The sequence below is a fragment of the Paraburkholderia piptadeniae genome (genome assembly GCF_900007165.1).
Taxonomy (GTDB): Bacteria; Pseudomonadota; Gammaproteobacteria; order Burkholderiales; family Burkholderiaceae; genus Paraburkholderia; species Paraburkholderia piptadeniae.
Window position 1 is genome coordinate 115,186 of sequence record NZ_CYGY02000064.1, and the last position, 17,203, is coordinate 132,388.

A 17,203-nucleotide genomic window follows, 5' to 3' on the forward strand; every position below is an offset into this window, starting at 1 on the left:
AGCGTGCTACGCCGCCGCTGCCTCCTTCGGCGTCAGATCCTCGCGATGCCGGACGAGCGCCTCGCGGACCATCTCATGCAACTCGAGCTCCACGCCTTCGGGCTTTGTGTGAAGCGTGGCCAGCAGCGCGCGACGCATCCGCGGTTCCCAGAAGCGGCGGATATGATCCGCGATGTTGTCGATCGCCTCTTCGCGATCCGGCATCGACTCGAAGAAGTCGCCGATCCGGTTTGCCATGTCGACCAGGTTATGTTCATCCATTGTGTTGCCTCACTTGCCTGACGTGGTGGCCGCCAGCTCGCGGTTGCGCAGATGCTCGAGCTGTTCGTTGTTGAAGCGCGAGTAGTCCTTCTGCCATTGCGACGGTTGCTCGACGGGCAGCACCTGCACGGCCGTCACCTTGTACTCGGGGCAGTTGGTCGCCCAGTCGGAGCTTTCCGTCGTGATCACGTTCGCGCCCGATTCGGGGAAGTGAAACGTCGTATAGACGACGCCCGGCTGCATCCGGTCGGCCACTTTCGCGCGCAGCACGGTGTAGCCCGCGCGCGATTCGATGCCGACCCAGTCGCCATCCTTGATGCCGCGGTCCTCTGCGTCTTGCGGATGGATCTCCAGGCGGTCCTCCTCGTGCCAGCGCGAGTTGTCCGTGCGGCGCGTCTGCGCGCCGACGTTGTACTGCGACAGGATGCGGCCCGTCGTCAGGATCAGCGGGAACTTCTGCGTGACCTTTTCCGGCGACGCGACGTACCGCGTGATCACGAACTTGCCCTTGCCGCGCACGAACTCGTCGATGTGCATCGTCGGCGTGCCTTCCGGCGCGTGTTCGTTGCATGGCCACTGGATGCTGCCCAGCTTGTCGAGCTTCTCGAACGACACGCCGTGGAAAGTCGGCGTGAGGCGCGCGATCTCATCCATGATCTGCGAAGGATGCGTGTAGTCCATGTCGTAGCCGAGCGCGCGAGAGAGCAGGATCGTCACTTCCCAGTCGGAGTAGCCGGCGAGGGGCGGCATCACCTTGCGTACGCGCGAGATGCGGCGCTCGGCGTTCGTGAACGTGCCGTCCTTTTCGAGGAACGTCGAGCCCGGCAGCAGCACGTGTGCGTACTTCGCGGTCTCGTTCAGGAAGATGTCCTGTACGACGATGCATTCCATCGACTCCAGCGCCGCGCCCACATGCTGCGTGTTCGGATCGGACTGGACGATGTCTTCGCCCTGGCAATACAGGCCCTTGAAGGTGCCGTGAATCGCGGCGTCGAACATGTTCGGAATGCGCAGGCCCGGTTCCGGCCGCAGCGTCACGCCCCATGCGCCTTCGAACAGCGAGCGGGTGATCGTATCGCTGATATGGCGATAGCCCGGCAGCTCGTGCGGGAACGAGCCCATGTCGCACGAGCCCTGCACGTTGTTCTGGCCGCGCAGCGGGTTCACGCCGACGCCTTCGCGGCCGATGTTGCCCGTCGCCATCGCGAGGTTCGCGATGCCCATCACGGTCGTCGAGCCTTGCGCGTGTTCCGTCACGCCGAGGCCGTAGTAGATCGCCGCGTTGCCGCCCGTCGCATAGAGACGCGCGGCTTCGCGCACGTCCTTCGCCGGCACGCCCGTCACGCTTTCCATCATCTCCGGCGAGTTCTCCGGCAGCGCGACGAAATCGCGCCATTGCTGGAACGCGCGCGTCTCGCAGCGCTCGGCGATGAACTTCTCGTTCAGCAGGCCTTCCGTGACGATCACGTGCGCAAGCGACGTGACGATCGCGACGTTCGTGCCCGGACGCAGTTGCAGATGGTGCGTGGCCTTCACGTGCGCGGTATCGACGATATCGATGCGGCGCGGGTCAATGACGATCAGCTTCGCGCCCTGACGCACGCGGCGCTTCAGACGCGAGCCGAACACCGGGTGGCCGTCGGTCGGATTCGCGCCGATCACGATGATGACGTCGGACTTGTCGACGGACGCGAACGTCTGCGTGCCCGCCGATTCGCCGAGCGTCGTCTTCAGGCCGTAGCCCGTTGGCGAGTGGCACACGCGCGCGCAGGTGTCGACGTTGTTGTTGCCGAACGCGGCGCGCACGAGCTTCTGCACCAGATACGTTTCTTCGTTCGTGCAGCGCGACGACGTGATGCCGCCAATCGAATCGCGGCCGTACTTCTGCTGGATGCGGCGGAACTCCGACGCCGCGTAGTTCAGTGCTTCTGCCCAGCTGACTTCGCGCCACGGATCGGTGATCTTCGCGCGGATCATCGGCTTCTTGATGCGGTCCTTGTGCGTCGCGTAGCCCCATGCGAAGCGTCCCTTCACGCACGCATGGCCTTCGTTCGCCTGGCCGTTCTTGTGCGGCACCATCCGCACGACCTGGTTGCCCTTCATCTCGGCCTTGAACGAGCAGCCGACGCCGCAGTACGCGCACGTCGTCACGACGGAGTGCTCGGCCTGGCCCATCATCACGATGCTCTTCTCTTGCAGCGTCGCCGTCGGACATGCCGCGACGCACGCGCCGCACGACACGCACTCGGATTCCATGAACGGCTGGCTCTCGCTCGCGGCGACGCGCGATTCGAAGCCGCGTCCGGTGATGGTCAGCGCGAACGTGCCTTGCGTTTCTTCGCACGCGCGCACGCAGCGGTTGCAGACGATGCACTTCGACGGGTCGTACGTGAAGTACGGATTCGACTCGTCCTTCTGGTCCTTCAGGTGATTCGCGCCGTCGAAGCCGTAGCGCACTTCGCGCAGGCCCGTCACGCCCGCCATGTCCTGCAGCTCGCAGTTGCCGTTGGCGGGGCAGGTGAGGCAGTCGAGCGGGTGATCGGAGATGTACAGCTCCATCACGTTGCGGCGCAGGTCCTGCAGACGGTCCGTCTGCGTGCGCACCTTCATGCCCGCTTCGACAGGCGTCGTGCACGACGCGGGATAGCCGCGCCGCCCTTCGATTTCGACGAGGCACAGGCGGCACGAGCCGAACGGTTCGAGAGAATCGGTCGCGCACAGCTTCGGGATGTTGACGCCCGCTTCGGCGGCGGCACGCATCACCGACGTGCCCGCGGGCACCGTGATCGCCTCGCCGTCGATTTCGAGCGTCACGTCGACGTCGGAGTGGCGCAGCGGCGTGCCGTAGTCGGTATCGTCGAACGGGCCGCGCTCGTTGCGCAGCGCGCCGGCCTTGCAGGCACAGTTGCCGGAGCCGCAGCCGCCGGACTTGAAGGTAATCGGATCAGACATGTTGGGCTCCCTGTTACGCCGCCTGTTTCGGCGTCGCGGTTCCGAGACCGAAGTCTTCGGGGAAATGGTCGAGGGCGGAGACAACCGGGAACGGCGTCATGCCGCCCATCGCGCACAGCGAACCGGACACCATCGTGTCGCACAGATCGCGCAGCAGCTGGACTTGCTTCGTCGACGTATCGCCGTTGCGGATGCGCTGGATCACTTCGACGCCGCGCGTCGAGCCGATCCGGCACGGCGTGCACTTGCCGCACGATTCGAGCGCGCAGAAGTGCATCGCGTATTGCGCGAGTTCGGCGAGATTCGACGTGTCGTCGTGAATCACGAGACCGCCGTGACCGACCACGGCGCCGACCTTCGCGTATTCCTCGTAGTCGAGCGGGATGTCCCACTGGCTTTCGGGCAGATAGGTGCCGAGCGGACCGCCGACCTGCACCGCGCGCGCCGGACGGCCGCTCGCCGTGCCGCCGCCGTAGTCGAACATCAGCTCGCGCAGCGTGCAGCCGAACGCGAGCTCGACGAGACCGCCGCGCTTCACGTTGCCCGCGATCTGGAACGGCAGCGTGCCGCGCGAGCGGCCCATGCCGAAGTCCTTGTAGTACGCCGCGCCCTTCGCGAAGATGATGGGCACGGTCGCGAGCGTGATCACGTTGTTGATCACGGTCGGCTTGCCGAACAGTCCTTCGATTGCCGGCAGCGGCGGCTTCGCGCGCACAATGCCGCGCTTGCCTTCAAGCGATTCGAGCAGCGCCGTTTCCTCGCCGCACACATAGGCGCCCGCGCCCTTCGCGACGAACAGCTCGAAGCGATGCGCCGAGCCGAGCACGCTGTCGCCGAGCCAGCCGGCTGCGCGTGCCTTGACGATGGCTTCTTCGAGCGTCGCGATCGAATGCGGATACTCGCTGCGCACATAGATATGGCCGACCGTCGCTCCCGTCACGATGCCCGCGATGATCATCCCTTCGATCAGCACGAACGGATCGCTTTCCATCACGAGGCGATCGGAGAACGTGCCCGAGTCGCCTTCGTCCGCGTTGCAGACGATGTACTTCTGGTCGGCCTTCGCGGCGCGCACCGTGCGCCACTTGATGCCCGCCGGGAACGCCGCGCCGCCGCGGCCACGCAGGCCCGATTCGACGAGCGCTTCGACGGCCGCGTCGCCGTTCATCGCGAGCGCGTTGTACAGGCCGACGATGCCGCCGTTCGCGATGTAGTCGTCCGTCGAAAGCGGATCGGTGATGCCGATGCGCGCGAACGTCAGGCGCTGCTGCTTCTTCAGATAAGGAATCTCTTCGACGAGGCCGACATGCTTCGCGTGCGCCTTGCCTTCGACAAAGCCCGCGTCGAACAGCGATTTCACATCGTCGGCTTCGACATTGGCGTAGCCGACGCGGCCTTCAGTCGTTGCCACCTCGATGAGCGGTTCGAGATACAGCAAGCCGCGCGTGCCGTTGCGCACGAGTTCGATTTCGATGCCGCGTGCTTGCGCTTCATCGGCGATGGCCCGGGCGATGGCATCCGCGCCGAGCGCCAGTGCCGACGAGTCGCGGGGAACGTAGATGCGCGTCATACCGTTTCCTCCACGCGTTTCATTGCGGCTGCGAGCAGCGCGTCGAACTTCTGCGGCGTCACTTTCGCGTGCAGCTCGCCGTTGATCATCATCGCCGGAGACAGCGCGCATTGACCGAGGCAGTAGACCGATTCGAGACCGACGGCGTCATCGCATGCGTGATCGTGTGCGTCGTGCTTGCGCGCGTCGAAGCGGCAGCCCGTGCGCGCTTCGATGTGCTGCGCGAGCGCTTCCGTGCCCATGCTGCGGCACGCTTCCGCGCGGCACAGCTGCACCGTGACGGGTGCAGCGGGCGACTGGCGAAAGTGGTGGTAATAGGTAATCACGCCGTGGACTTCCGCACGCGAGAGGTTCATCGTCCGCGCGAGCGGCGCGACGGTCGCGGGCGGCACGAAGCCGACGTCATCCTGAATGGCATGTAGTACAGCAACCAGCGACATGCCGGGTTGTGCGTGACGTCGCACGAGATCATCTGGTGCTATGGCGGTCGAACGATCCACAGTGGGGCTCCTCCAAGAGCTATATATGCACTTGTTATTCATAAGCCGTGCATCTATGCTTGGCTTGTGTGATATATCAATGCGAACGATAGGCGGGTGTACCGGCTTTCGCAATAGGAACTCAAACTGCATATATGATTCGAATCGAATGCCAGGCCCAGCTGATTGTGCGGGACAGCAACGGCGGAACGTCCAGCCTGACTGACGCTGTGCCGTTGCTCGCGCTCGTCGACCAGACGGGGAGCATTGCGCAGGCCGCTGCGCTTAAGGGTTTGTCCTACCGTCATGCGTGGGGTTTGCTGCGCGCAATCGAGACGCAACTGGGCGGCGCGCTGATCGAAAAGGAGCGCGGGCGCGGCTCTGCGCTATCGGAATTGGGGCAGGCAGTGTTGCGCGCGCAACGACTTTGCGGCGAGCGTCTGGACGGCAACATGCAGGCTCTGGCGAGCGAAGTCGCAAGCGATCTGAACCGCTGGCTCGCGCCGCCTGCCGATGATGTGCGCATCCATGCGTCGCATGGTTACGCGGTGGCCGCGCTCGTGACGGCGCTCGTCGCCGACGACGTGCCGCTCGATATCAAGTATCGCGATAGCGCCGAAGCGATCACGGCGCTTGCGCGCGGCGAGTGCGATCTGGCGGGCTTTCACCTGCCGCGCGGCGAGTTTCGCGCGGTGTGCGCGGACAAGTATCGCCAGTGGCTCGATCCGCAACGTCACGTGCTCGTGCATCTGACGCGACGCAAGCAGGGGCTCTTTCTCGCGAAGGGCAATCCGAAACGCATTGAAGGATTGACCGACCTCGCGCGCGACGACATTCGCTTCGTCAACCGGCAGCACGGTTCGGGCACGCGCATGCTGATCGATCTGGCGCTGCGGCGCGTGGGGGTCGATCCGGACCGGATCAACGGCTATGCGTCGACGGAACTGACGCATTCGGCGATCGCGGCGTTCGTCGCGAGCGGAATGGCAGATGTCGGGTTCGGCGTCGAGCCGGCCGCGCATCACTTCGGGCTCGATTTCATTCCGATTGTCGACGAGGACTATTACTTTGCGTGCGATCGCGCGCGGCTCGAGCGCGAGCCGCTCACGACGGTCATGACCGTGCTGGGCGGCGACACGTTCCGGCAAAGCGTCGCGCATCTGGAGGGCTACGATCCCATCGATTGCGGCAGGCTGCTCGAACTGAACGAAGGTCTCGCGGGGTAGGGTGGCGCATGAAGAGAACGGCTTTCGGCGCGGGTAAGCGACGGTAATAACGCGTAAAGCCGTAGAGGCTGCGTCGCTGCGCGCTTTGCGCTAATCTTTACGCTTTCGTTATTCCGCCTCATTTGCGCGGCGCTCGTGCCGCACCGAATCGACATGAAATATCTTGTTCCCGCTTGTGCGGCCGCGCTCACCGCCGGCACGTTGTTTGCCACTATGTCTGTTGCATTCGCGCAGAATTCGCCCGGCGTGCCGGGCGGCATCCTGAGTGAGGGGTTCCGTCTGAACGAGCATCCGCAGATGCCGTTCGGCGCGTCGGCTCCGTCGAAGAAGTTCCAGAGCGACAAGCCTACGAAGCTGCGCAAGCGCGGCGACAACGGCGATCCGAACGGCTGCAACCTCAAGTGCCCCGAGGATCAGTAACCATTCAGGGTTTCGGCTGCGGCCGTTTTTGCCGCGCGTTGCGTGCTGGCGGAAAATCTGTGTGACTACGGCTTTGCCGTGTGCCACATGTCCTTGAAGCCGTCGCCCTTCATGTCGCCGGGCTTTTCGTCCTTGGCAAAGCGGTAGAGCGGCTTTCCTTTGTACGCCCATTGCTTCTTGCCATCCCCGCCGTCGATCACGGTCCATTCGCCCGAGGGCTTGTCGGCCGAGTCGGCGGCGGCTGCGGGCCAGTACGTCGTGCAGCCACCCGTACAGGCACTTTTTCCGGGTGTCGTGTCCTTGTCGAAGGTGTAGAGCGTTCTGCCTTGTTCATCGACGAGACGTCCGTCCATGGTTTTCGGCGGCGCAGCGAAGGCAGTCTGCTGAACGGCGAGAGCGGCGATGAGAAGGAGAGTCTTGCGCATGATGCGGCTCCTGTTCTGACGTTGTATATGGAGTTTATGCAATCGATCGGCATGCGTACGCTGTAATTGCGTGCGCATGGGTTAAACGGTTTGCGAGCCGCGATATTCCATGCGTCGTGGGACGGCAGCCGAATATTGTTCGTCTTGCGGTTGTCATCTGCGGAGACGATGCATAGCCCGCGCGTCAGATCGGCAGCCGATCAGGTTCGGATCAGCGTCGCGCCGCATGTGGTGATGTCGCCGAGGTAGGCCACACGCAGACCGTCGTGCCGACGTCTACCGCTGGCGATGATCGGATACTTGCCGCCGCAGCGAGAACACGCGACCAGATGGCCGTCGAGTGCGACGCGGACGCCTTCGTCTGTCAGATCCAACGCTGCCTCGACGATCGTTCCGCCGTGACTGGTGGTGTCGCCGAGGCGGGCCATCGGGCGGTCGTCTATGTCTCTCATGTCCGTTTCTATTGTGTGAGGTGGTTAGTTCTACTGCGCGATTGTCGCGGACCGTTGGAACGGATCGGCGTCCCGCGATTTCACGCTATGCCACGTGAAGCTGGCTATCAGAAAAGGTTGAAAAAAGGGGCGGACGGTGTTTGGCTTGCCTTAAGGCGCCTGCCGCGCATAGCAAGACGCAAACAAAAACCCGCGCAGCCAAGGCTATCGCGGGTTTCGGGGCAGCGTAGACGCTGCCGGAAAATATATGGTGGAGGCGGCGGGAATCGAACCCGCGTCCAGAAGTCCTCCACGACCAGTTCTACATGTTTAGTTCTGTCTTTTGATTTAACCGCAGCGACGCGGACGAACACGCTGCGCTACGGCGATTCACTGGATTTTCGACCTTGGCGTCGTGACGCCACCAAGGCTTAACTGACGTATATGACCTCTGGCGGTATTGCTACCGGTCTTGCGACTCTGACCCGTCAGTGAGCCAGGCAGAGGACGGCGGCCTTAGGCTGCCAGTGCGAACGTATCGTCGTTTGCAGTTACGTTTTTCCCATTGATTAACGAGGTGACGGGTCCTCGACATGCCCTAGCCGCTTCGCAACCCCTGTCGAAACCAGGTCGCCCCCACAGAAGGAATGAGCCACATATGTGGCTCAAATATCATTTTACAACACCGGCTCCCGTGAGTCACGGCGAACGTTCGTGTGACGCAGGCTCGGGGTCCGTCGCGCATGGGCGGGTCAACTGATGTAGCGCAGCAATTCCAGCAATTCGCCGGGCGAGTTCACCACATGCCTCGCGTGCCATTGAGTCGGCGGAATGTCGTTGCCGCAATAGCCGTACGCCGCGGCCACCGTCACCATTCCGGCGGCAAAGCCTGCCTGAACGTCGCGCAAGTCGTCGCCGACATACACGACCCGCTCAGGCGGCAAGTCCAGCTCCTTTGCGGCGTGCAGCAGCGGCGCGGGGTGCGGCTTCGAGTGCGGCGTGGTGTCGCCGCTGACGACGCATCCGGCGCGCATATCCAGCCCCAGTTGTGCGACGAGCGGCTCGGTCAGCCGCGCGACCTTGTTCGTCACGATGCCCCAGAGCACGCCGCGCGCATCGAGTTCGTCGAGTATGTCGCCGATGCCGGGAAACAGTGTCGTCTCGATGCACAGATCGGCTTCGTAGTTCGCAAGGAACTCTTCGCGCATCGACGAGTAGTCGTGATGCTCGGGGCCGATGCCGAATGCGCCGCCCAGCAGCCCGCGCGCGCCGGCGGACGCGAGCGGCCGCAACTGCTCGAGCGGCACCATCTCGAGGCCGCGCTCGTGGCGCATCTTGTTGACGGCGGCGGCGAGGTCGGGCGCGGTGTCCGCGAGCGTGCCGTCGAGATCAAAAAGGATGCCTTGGCAGAGACCGATCGACGCGTCTTCGTCTTCTCGTTGTGGCAGGGGCGTGGGATCGCTCATTGATGTAGGCGCAGGGTGCGAAAAAGGCGGGTGGCTCAGGCGTCGCGGCGGCACGCGAGCATGTAGTTGACGTCGGTATCGCTCGATAGCCCGAAGTGGCGGGTGAGCGGGTTGTACGTGATGCCCTTGATGTCGGCCGTTCGCAGGCCCGCCACGCGCGCGAAGCCCGCGAGCTCCGACGGACGGATGAAGCGGGCGTAGTCATGCGTGCCCTTCGGCAGCATGCGTGCGAGGTACTCCGCGCCGATTACGGCCAGGAGATACGATTTGACGTTACGGTTGAGCGTCGAAAAGAACACCCAGCCACCAGGTTTGACCAGCGTCTTGCAGGCCTCGACGACCTTGGATGGATCGGGCACGTGCTCGAGCATTTCCATGCATGTCACGACGTCGAATGACGCCGGTTCGCGGGCCGCAAGCGCCTCGGCGGCGATTTCTTCGTAATTTACCGTTACACCACTTTCAAGGCTGTGAAGGTCCGCGACGCCCAGCGCTTCGTTGGAAAGGTCGATTCCCTTCACATCGGCGCCCAACGTGGCCATCGACTCGGACAGAATGCCGCCGCCGCAGCCGATGTCGAGCACACGCTTGCTTGCCAGATGCGCATGCGAGTCGATCCAGTTGAGCCGCACCGGATTCAGTTCGTGAAGAGGTTTGAATTCGGCGTTCGGGTCCCACCACCGATGCGCGAGATCGCTGAATTTCTGCAGTTCGTGGGGATCGGCGTTGGTCATGACAGATGCGGCCTCGAAGGCTGAAAAGCAGGGTGGATCGGAGAAACCCTGAGTATATAGGGCCGCGAACAGGGCGGCAAAAGCGGCAGGCGCGGCACGGCTTCGCGCTGCGGTTGCATCTGCATCTCCATGTGACCGGGTGCCTGGCCGGGTGCCCGTTGGCACTCGCACCAAATGACATAAAGGCATAAAAAAAGCCCCGCTGAAGCGGGGCTTTGACACTGCGGTAATTTGTAGCTTACTGCTTCGAAGTACCGACAACTTCGACTTCCACGCGACGATCCGGTGCGAGGCAGGCGATGAGTTGCTTGCGGTTCTTCTGGTTGCAGCCCGTCGTGACCGGGTTGCGCTTGCCCTTGCCTTCCGTGTAGACGCGGTTGGCTTCGATGCCCTTGCTGACCAGGTATGCCTTGACAGCTTGTGCACGACGCAGCGACAGACGGTCGTTGTACTTGTCCGAACCGATGCGGTCGGTGTAGCCCGTGGCCACGACGACTTCCAGGTTCAGGCCTTGAATCTTCGATGCCAGGTCATCCAGCTTTTCCTTGCCAGCCGGCTTCAGGATTGCCTTGTCGAAGTCGAACAGGGCGTCAGCTTGATACGTGATCTTCTGGCTGGTGATTGCCGGAGCTGCCGGCGGCGGAGCCGGCGGGGTCGGTGCTTGTGCGACCAGTGCGCCATCGCACTTTGCGTTAGCCGTTGCCGGCGTCCAGAACGCATCGCGCCAGCAAAGCTCGTTCGTGCCGTTCATCCACACGTATTCGCCGGTGCCGTTCACCCAGTTGTCGTTCGTGGCTTGTCGCGACGCCGGCACCGACTGTGCCGAAGCGGATGCAGCCATAACTGCGGTAGCTGCAATGAACGCGAGCTTTGAAAGTTTATTCATATTTCTCCTCTCGAAATTGAGATTACCGCAGGTTTACTGCGAGCCTGTTGACGAAGACCAGTCATACATTGCTCGAAGTATAACATCGGTGCGGAACAAAAGACGCTGTGTGTAGACTTCGAGCAGTGTCTAACTTTGTGCGTTCGCATTTTGCCATATCGTTCCCTTCCGACGATAAAAAAATCCTCCCCCTACAGATACGCCCGGTCGAATGTGGTGCATGCGCAACAAAAGGTGCCAAGTTCGCCTGGAGCCCGCCAGAGGCGGTTCGGCGCGGCTTGCCGGCGAGCATTTTCCGGGCCCGGCCATGGCGCGCGCGAGGCGCTTCCAGGTGCTGTTTTCGCGTGTCCCACTAATAGGTATACGCACGTCGTCGGGAGCGGTTGCGCCGCATGTTAGAATCGCGTGATGCGCTGCGCTCGCAGACGCATAGGGGTAGGCCCAAGCGGTGAGGCGAAAAACGCGTGTCCCTCATCGTCTTCGCGCGTAAACGATACGGAAAATGGATCAATTCGCCAAAGAGACTCTACCAATCTCCCTAGAGGAGGAAATGCGCCGCTCGTATATCGAGTACGCGATGAGCGTGATCGTAGGGCGCGCGCTTCCCGATGTCCGCGATGGTCTGAAGCCGGTTCACCGGCGCGTGCTCTACGCGATGCACGAGCTGAACAACGACTGGAATCGGGCATACAAGAAATCGGCGCGTATCGTCGGCGACGTGATCGGTAAATACCACCCGCACGGCGACTCGGCTGTATACGACACGATCGTGCGCATGGCGCAGGATTTTTCGCTGCGCTATATGCTCGTCGATGGACAAGGCAATTTCGGGTCAGTCGACGGCGACAACGCCGCGGCGATGCGTTACACCGAAATCCGCATGGCGAAGATCGGCCATGAACTGCTCGCCGACATCGACAAGGAAACGGTCGACTTCCAGCCGAACTACGACGGCAGCGAGAACGAGCCGTCCATTCTGCCCTCGCGCATTCCCAATCTGCTGATCAACGGCTCGTCGGGCATTGCCGTGGGTATGGCGACGAACATTCCGCCGCACAATCTGAGCGAAATCGTCGACGCCTGCCATCATCTTCTGAAGAATTCGGAAGCGACGATCGACGAGCTGATCGAAATCGTGCCCGCGCCGGATTTCCCGACAGCCGGCATCATCTACGGCGTCGCCGGCGTGCGCGACGGCTATCGCACGGGCCGTGGGCGCGTGGTGATGCGCGCCGCGACGCACTTCGAAGAGATCGACCGCGGTCAGCGCATGGCGATCATCGTCGACGAGTTGCCGTATCAGGTGAACAAGCGTTCGCTGCTCGAGCGAATCGCAGAGCTGGTGAATGAGAAAAAGCTCGAAGGCATTTCGGACATTCGCGACGAATCCGACAAGAGCGGCATGCGCGTCGTGATCGAGTTGAAGCGCGGCGAAGTGCCTGAGGTCATTCTCAACAATCTTTATAAGGCGACGCAACTCCAGGACACGTTCGGCATGAACATGGTCGCGCTGGTCGACGGCCAGCCGAAGCTGCTGAACCTGAAGGAAATGCTCACGCATTTCCTGTCGCATCGTCGCGAGGTGCTGACGCGGCGTACCGTGTACGAGCTGCGCAAGGCGCGCGAACGCGGTCACGTGCTCGAAGGCCTCGCCGTCGCGCTTGCCAACATCGACGAGTTCATTGCGATCATCAAGGCCGCGCCCACGCCGCCGATCGCGAAGCAGGAGTTGATGGACCGCACGTGGGATTCGACGATCGTGCGCGACATGCTGCAGCGCGCGGAATCCGACGCCGCGTCGTCCGGCGGCGGCGCGGCGTACCGTCCGGAAGGGCTGAACCCCGCGTACGGCATGCAGGCCGACGGACTCTACCGGCTGTCGGACACGCAGGCTCAGGAAATTCTCCAGATGCGCCTGCAACGCCTGACGGGCCTGGAGCAGGACAAGATCATCGGCGAGTACCGCGACGTGATGGCGCAGATTGCCGACCTGCTGGACATCCTGGCACGCCCCGAGCGCATAACTGCGATCATCTTCGACGAACTCACGTCGATCAAGAGCGAATTCGGCGATGAGCGCCGCTCGAAGATCGAAATGAACGCGACGGAGCTGAACACCGAAGACCTGATCACGCCACAGGACATGGTCGTGACGATGTCGCACGCCGGCTATGTGAAATCGCAGCCGTTGTCCGAATATCGCGCCCAGAAGCGCGGAGGTCGCGGCAAACAGGCGACGCAGATGAAGGACGACGACTGGATCGACACGCTCTTCATCGCGAACACGCACGATCACATCCTGTGCTTCTCGAATCGCGGCCGCGTCTACTGGCTGAAGGTCTACGAAGTGCCGCAGGGCTCGCGCAACTCGCGCGGCCGTCCGATCGTCAACATGTTCCCGCTGCAGGAAGGCGAGAAGATCACGGTGGTTCTGCCCGTCAAGGAATTTTCGGCGGACAAGTTCGTTTTCATGGCGACGGCGCTCGGCACCGTCAAGAAGACGCCGCTCGAGCAGTTCAGCCGTCCGCTGAAGAAGGGCATCATCGCGGTCGGTCTGGATGACGGCGACTACCTGATCGGCGCGGCGATCACCGACGGCGAACACGACGTGATGCTGTTCTCGGATTCGGGCAAGGCAGTCCGGTTCGACGAAAACGACGTTCGTCCGATGGGCCGCGAGGCGCGCGGCGTGCGCGGCATGCAACTCGAAGACGGCCAGCAGGTGATCGCACTGCTCGTCGCTGGCGACGAGCAGCAGTCGGTGCTGACGGCAACGGAAAACGGCTACGGCAAGCGCACGCCGATTACGGAGTACACGCGCCACGGCCGCGGTACGAAGGGCATGATCGCGATCCAGACATCCGAGCGCAACGGCAAGGTGGTCGCCGCGACGCTGGCCGATCCGGAATCGCAGATCATGCTGATCACCAACACGGGTGTGCTGATTCGTACGCGAGTGTCGGAAATTCGAGAAATGGGCCGTGCAACGCAAGGTGTTACACTCATCAGCCTTGATGAAGGCACCAAGCTTTCCGGTCTGCAACAGATTGCCGAAGCGGAAGCTGACGTGGACGGCGACACCGACACTTCCGCCGACGAAGCAGACGACACCAACGGCGAAGCGTCCTGATCCGCACCGAAGCTTCTCAAGTCATGCGTGTGATCGCGCGGGCCTCATAGGCGCATCGGGTCGATGCGCCGCCTGCGCGGCAAACCAGTTAGGTTAATTTCTCTTAGGGAGTAGTGATGCAAAAACGATTCAAGCAGTTGATGGTTCTGGCCGCTTTCGTGCCGACCCTGGCGATGGCGCAAGCGCTGCAAAACCAGCAGCCGGCTCCGGCTGCCCCGGCTGCCGCTGGCCCGGTCGACCCCGCGAAGCAAGCCGCCATCAAGGATCTGCTGGATGCAATCGACGCGCAGAAGCTGGTTGGCGCGATCGGCAACAGCGCGCAGATGCAGGCCAAGCAACTGGTTCCGGCAATCCTGTCGGACGCGCTGTCGGAAAACAAGACGATGACGGACAAGCAAAAGCAGGCTTCCGTCCCGTCGCTGCAGAAGAACGCCGTGCCGAAGCTGGTTGACTCGGCAGGCCAGGTCTTCGCAACGGACGCGTTCAAGCAGGACGCGATGCAAGCTCAGTACGACGCCTACGCGAAGTACTACAGCGTGCAGGAAATCAAGGACCTGACGACGTTCTACAAGAGCCCGACGGGCCGCAAGTTCATCCAGGTTCAAGACCAGGTTGGCCGCGACGTGGTGAACGGTCTGATGCAGAAGTACATGCCGCAATCGATCAAGGCGACGCGCGACCAGGCCGACAAGGAAGTCGCTTCCGTCAAGCCGGCGAAGTAAGCAGGTCGAACGAGGCTGAACGACGTTCGAAGCGCGTGACACAGGCGGCGGTTGAAGGAGTTTGTTGAATTCCCTTGAATCGCCGCGTTTGGCGGGTTTTGAGCGTCAATGCGATAATGGCCGTTTGCGCTTGCGCGCAGACGGCCATTTTCTTTCAGGCGCGGTTTCCGGTTCTTTTCTATGCCGTGCGCCTGCCTTTCGGGGTTCTCACGATGCGCGTGTTCAATTTCTCCGCCGGTCCGGCGGCCATGCCCGAAGACGTGCTGCACCAGGCAGCCGACGAAATGCTCGATTGGCGCGGCAGCGGCATGAGCGTGATGGAAATGAGCCATCGCGGCAAAGAGTTCATGACGATCCACGAAGAGGCGCTGACCGATCTGCGCGATTTGCTGCACGTGCCGTCCAGTCATCAGATTCTCTTCCTGCAAGGCGGCGGGCTCGGCGAAAACGCAATCGTGCCGATGAACCTGATGGGCCGCAAGGCGCGCGCCGACTTCGTCGTGACGGGTTCGTGGTCGCAGAAGTCGTTCAAGGAAGCGCAGAAATACGGCATGGCCAATCTGGCCGCCAGCGGCGAAACGCCCGAAGGCTTTACGCGCGTCCCGCCGCGCGCCGAGTGGAAACTATCCGATGATCCCGCCTACGTGCACCTCTGCACGAACGAGACGATTCACGGTGTCGAGACGTTCGAGATTCCCGATCTCGGCGACATTCCGCTTGTCGCGGACGCGTCGTCGCACATCCTGTCGCGCCCGATGGACATTGCCAAATACGGCGTGCTGTTCGGTGGCGCGCAGAAGAACATCGGCATGGCGGGCGTGACCGTCGTGATCGTGCGCGAAGACCTGCTGGACCGTTCGATGACCATCTGTCCGTCGGCGTTCGAGTGGAAGACGGTCGCGCTGAACAATTCGATGTACAACACGCCGCCCACGTACGCGATCTATATCGCTGGGCTCGTGTTCAAGTGGTTGAAGAAGCAGGGCGGTCTGAAGGCGATCGAGGCGCGCAACGTCGAAAAGGCGAAGCTGCTGTACGACACCATCGATTCGAGCCGCTTCTATCTGAACAAGGTCGAGCGCAACGCGCGGTCGCGGATGAACGTCCCGTTCTTCCTCGCCGACGAGTCGCGCAACGAAGATTTCCTGGCCGGCGCGAAAGCGCGCGGGCTGGTGCAGCTGAAGGGCCACAAGTCCGTCGGCGGCATGCGGGCGTCGATTTACAACGCGGTGCCGCTCGAAGGCGTCAAAGCGCTTGTCGAGTACATGAGGGAATTTGAACAGCGCAGCGCGTGATCCTTCGGGCACGGCGCGCGCATCCTTTCCGAACTGGCCCATACAGGACCCGAAGCGGCCCTTTAGAAGCATGGACGACGAACTCAACTCCCAACTCAAACCGCTGCGCGATCGGATCGACGCGATCGACGCGCAGCTCATTGCGCTGCTGAATCAGCGCGCTGCCATCGCGCTCGCAGTCGGCGAGGTGAAGAAGCATTTCAACGCGCCCGTGTTTCGTCCGGAGCGCGAGCAGCAGGTGATCGCGCGTCTGCAGGACATGAGTCAGGGCCCGCTTGCCGGCGAGCACATCGACGCGATCTGGCGCGAGATCATGGCCGCGAGCCGCGCGCTGGAAAAGAACCTCACGGCTGCATACCTCGGGCCGGCGGGCACCTACAGCGAACAGGCGATGCACGAATACTTCGGCCAGTCGATCGAAGGGCTGCCGTGCTCGTCGATCGATGAAGTGTTCCGCTCGGTCGAAGCGGGCGGCGCGGAATTCGGCGTCGTGCCCATCGAGAATTCGACGGAAGGCGCGGTGTCGCGCACGCTCGATCTGCTGCTGCAAACGCAGGTGCTGATCGGCGGCGAACTCGCGTTGCCGATCCACCACAATCTGCTGACGCTCGACGGCGCGCTGACGGGCGTGACCCGCGTATGCGCGCACGCGCAGGCGTTGGCGCAGTGCCAGCGGTGGCTGTCCACGCATGCGCCGCATGTCGAGCGCCAGGCGGTGTCGAGCAACGCGGAGGCCGCGCGGATGGCTGCGGAAGATCCAACCATCGCGGCCATCGCCGGCGACCGCGCCGCGACCCAGTATGGTCTGCAAGTCACGTACGCGCTGATCCAGGACGACCCGCACAACCGCACCCGCTTCGTGATGATCGGCAAGCAGCCGACGGGCGCGAGCGGCTACGACAAGACGTCGTTGATCGTGTCGGTGGCGAACGAACCCGGCGCGGTGTTCAAGCTGCTGGAGCCGCTCGCGCGGCACGGCGTGTCGATGACGCGTTTCGAGTCGCGTCCGGCGCGCGTCGGCACGTGGGAGTACTACTTCTACATCGACGTCGAAGGCCATCGCGACGATGCGCCCGTTGCGGCCGCGCTCGCCGAGCTGGGCCAGAAAGCGGCCTTCCTGAAGATTCTCGGCTCGTATCCGCGCGCCCGCTGACACGCCGCGTTCGATTCCGATCCAACCAACACACCTGGACAGAGCTATCCGGA

15 protein-coding genes and 1 other RNA gene are annotated in these 17,203 nt (G+C 62.8%); 6 read left to right on the forward strand and 10 right to left on the reverse strand.

The window, feature by feature from the left end; all coding sequences use genetic code 11:
- Positions 1-6 precede the first annotated feature (6 nt).
- From BN2476_RS31190 to BN2476_RS31205, 4 genes are read right to left on the reverse strand one after another with little or no spacing between them, the layout of a single operon-like run.
- Positions 7-261 (reverse strand): formate dehydrogenase subunit delta, encoded by a 255-nt coding sequence (locus BN2476_RS31190; protein ID WP_087738044.1) that lies wholly within the window; start codon positions 259-261, stop codon positions 7-9.
- Between the two features lie 9 nt (positions 262-270).
- Complete coding sequence (fdhF, locus tag BN2476_RS31195; RefSeq protein WP_087738045.1) at positions 271-3,213, reverse strand: formate dehydrogenase subunit alpha; 2,943 nt, start codon at positions 3,211-3,213, stop codon at positions 271-273.
- Positions 3,214-3,226: 13 nt separating this feature from the next.
- On the reverse strand, positions 3,227-4,783 hold the full coding sequence (locus tag BN2476_RS31200) for a formate dehydrogenase beta subunit (protein WP_087738046.1): 1,557 nt from the start codon (positions 4,781-4,783) through the stop codon (positions 3,227-3,229).
- Entirely contained in the window at positions 4,780-5,325 is a 546-nt protein-coding gene (locus BN2476_RS31205) for an NAD(P)H-dependent oxidoreductase subunit E (RefSeq protein WP_438942914.1), read from the reverse strand. Before BN2476_RS31205 ends, BN2476_RS31200 begins: the two co-directional genes overlap by 4 nt.
- Before the next feature lie 92 nt (positions 5,326-5,417).
- Here BN2476_RS31205 and BN2476_RS31210 point away from each other — a divergent pair, with 92 nt between their 5' ends.
- Both BN2476_RS31210 and BN2476_RS31215 read left to right on the forward strand, forming a co-directional pair.
- Complete coding sequence (locus BN2476_RS31210) at positions 5,418-6,488, forward strand: substrate-binding domain-containing protein (RefSeq protein WP_087738048.1); 1,071 nt, start codon at positions 5,418-5,420, stop codon at positions 6,486-6,488.
- Positions 6,489-6,641: 153 nt separating this feature from the next.
- Complete coding sequence (locus BN2476_RS31215) at positions 6,642-6,908, forward strand: hypothetical protein (RefSeq protein ID WP_087738049.1); 267 nt, start codon at positions 6,642-6,644, stop codon at positions 6,906-6,908.
- A 65-nt stretch (positions 6,909-6,973) separates the two neighbouring features.
- On the opposite strand, the gene BN2476_RS31220 is transcribed toward BN2476_RS31215, so the two are convergent.
- The 6 genes from BN2476_RS31220 to ompA form a co-directional block, all read right to left on the reverse strand.
- Positions 6,974-7,333, reverse strand: a complete 360-nt coding sequence (locus BN2476_RS31220) for a COG4315 family predicted lipoprotein (protein ID WP_087738050.1) — start codon at positions 7,331-7,333, stop codon at positions 6,974-6,976.
- Between the two features lie 200 nt (positions 7,334-7,533).
- Positions 7,534-7,761 carry a PAAR domain-containing protein gene (locus tag BN2476_RS31225; RefSeq protein ID WP_438942915.1) on the reverse strand — a complete coding sequence of 76 codons (228 nt, stop codon included), beginning with the start codon at positions 7,759-7,761 and terminating at the stop codon, positions 7,534-7,536.
- A 272-nt stretch (positions 7,762-8,033) separates the two neighbouring features.
- Positions 8,034-8,402, reverse strand: a transfer-messenger RNA (tmRNA) gene (gene ssrA / locus BN2476_RS31230).
- Between the two features lie 114 nt (positions 8,403-8,516).
- Positions 8,517-9,230, reverse strand: a complete 714-nt coding sequence (locus BN2476_RS31235; protein ID WP_087738052.1) for an HAD family hydrolase — start codon at positions 9,228-9,230, stop codon at positions 8,517-8,519.
- Positions 9,231-9,265: 35 nt separating this feature from the next.
- The gene (gene ubiG, locus BN2476_RS31240; RefSeq protein ID WP_087738053.1) at positions 9,266-9,964 is read right to left on the reverse strand and encodes a bifunctional 2-polyprenyl-6-hydroxyphenol methylase/3-demethylubiquinol 3-O-methyltransferase UbiG; all 699 of its coding nucleotides are present in this window, start codon (positions 9,962-9,964) and stop codon (positions 9,266-9,268) included.
- Between the two features lie 238 nt (positions 9,965-10,202).
- The gene (gene ompA, locus BN2476_RS31245) at positions 10,203-10,850 is read right to left on the reverse strand and encodes an outer membrane protein OmpA (protein ID WP_087738054.1); all 648 of its coding nucleotides are present in this window, start codon (positions 10,848-10,850) and stop codon (positions 10,203-10,205) included.
- A 502-nt stretch (positions 10,851-11,352) separates the two neighbouring features.
- Between ompA and gyrA the strand changes: the two genes are divergently transcribed.
- From gyrA to pheA, 4 genes are all read left to right on the forward strand, one after another.
- On the forward strand, positions 11,353-13,980 hold the full coding sequence (gene gyrA / locus BN2476_RS31250) for a DNA gyrase subunit A (RefSeq protein WP_087738055.1): 2,628 nt from the start codon (positions 11,353-11,355) through the stop codon (positions 13,978-13,980).
- 116 nt (positions 13,981-14,096) lie between these two features.
- The gene (locus BN2476_RS31255; protein ID WP_087738056.1) at positions 14,097-14,702 is read left to right on the forward strand and encodes a DUF2059 domain-containing protein; all 606 of its coding nucleotides are present in this window, start codon (positions 14,097-14,099) and stop codon (positions 14,700-14,702) included.
- A gap of 212 nt (positions 14,703-14,914) precedes the next feature.
- Positions 14,915-15,997 (forward strand): 3-phosphoserine/phosphohydroxythreonine transaminase, encoded by a 1,083-nt coding sequence (gene serC, locus BN2476_RS31260; RefSeq protein WP_087738088.1) that lies wholly within the window; start codon positions 14,915-14,917, stop codon positions 15,995-15,997.
- A 70-nt stretch (positions 15,998-16,067) separates the two neighbouring features.
- A complete protein-coding gene (gene pheA, locus BN2476_RS31265) occupies positions 16,068-17,150 on the forward strand; it encodes a prephenate dehydratase (RefSeq protein WP_087738057.1) in 1,083 nt (360 codons plus the stop codon).
- The last annotated feature ends 53 nt before the right edge of the window (positions 17,151-17,203 follow it).

Excerpts from the sequence above, each read along its gene's own strand:
- BN2476_RS31190 (WP_087738044.1), bottom strand. The coding sequence starts at position 261 with ATGGATGAACATAACCTGGTCGACATGGCAAACCGGATCGGCGACTTC.
- fdhF (WP_087738045.1), bottom strand. The coding sequence starts at position 3,213 with ATGTCTGATCCGATTACCTTCAAGTCCGGCGGCTGCGGCTCCGGCAAC.
- BN2476_RS31200 (WP_087738046.1), bottom strand. The coding sequence starts at position 4,783 with ATGACGCGCATCTACGTTCCCCGCGACTCGTCGGCACTGGCGCTCGGC.
- BN2476_RS31205 (WP_438942914.1), bottom strand. The coding sequence starts at position 5,325 with ATGAATAACAAGTGCATATATAGCTCTTGGAGGAGCCCCACTGTGGAT.
- BN2476_RS31210 (WP_087738048.1), top strand. The coding sequence starts at position 5,418 with ATGATTCGAATCGAATGCCAGGCCCAGCTGATTGTGCGGGACAGCAAC.
- BN2476_RS31215 (WP_087738049.1), top strand. The coding sequence starts at position 6,642 with ATGAAATATCTTGTTCCCGCTTGTGCGGCCGCGCTCACCGCCGGCACG.
- BN2476_RS31220 (WP_087738050.1), bottom strand. The coding sequence starts at position 7,333 with ATGCGCAAGACTCTCCTTCTCATCGCCGCTCTCGCCGTTCAGCAGACT.
- BN2476_RS31225 (WP_438942915.1), bottom strand. The coding sequence starts at position 7,761 with ATGGCCCGCCTCGGCGACACCACCAGTCACGGCGGAACGATCGTCGAG.
- BN2476_RS31235 (WP_087738052.1), bottom strand. The coding sequence starts at position 9,230 with ATGAGCGATCCCACGCCCCTGCCACAACGAGAAGACGAAGACGCGTCG.
- ubiG (WP_087738053.1), bottom strand. The coding sequence starts at position 9,964 with ATGACCAACGCCGATCCCCACGAACTGCAGAAATTCAGCGATCTCGCG.
- ompA (WP_087738054.1), bottom strand. The coding sequence starts at position 10,850 with ATGAATAAACTTTCAAAGCTCGCGTTCATTGCAGCTACCGCAGTTATG.
- gyrA (WP_087738055.1), top strand. The coding sequence starts at position 11,353 with ATGGATCAATTCGCCAAAGAGACTCTACCAATCTCCCTAGAGGAGGAA.
- BN2476_RS31255 (WP_087738056.1), top strand. The coding sequence starts at position 14,097 with ATGCAAAAACGATTCAAGCAGTTGATGGTTCTGGCCGCTTTCGTGCCG.
- serC (WP_087738088.1), top strand. The coding sequence starts at position 14,915 with ATGCGCGTGTTCAATTTCTCCGCCGGTCCGGCGGCCATGCCCGAAGAC.
- pheA (WP_087738057.1), top strand. The coding sequence starts at position 16,068 with ATGGACGACGAACTCAACTCCCAACTCAAACCGCTGCGCGATCGGATC.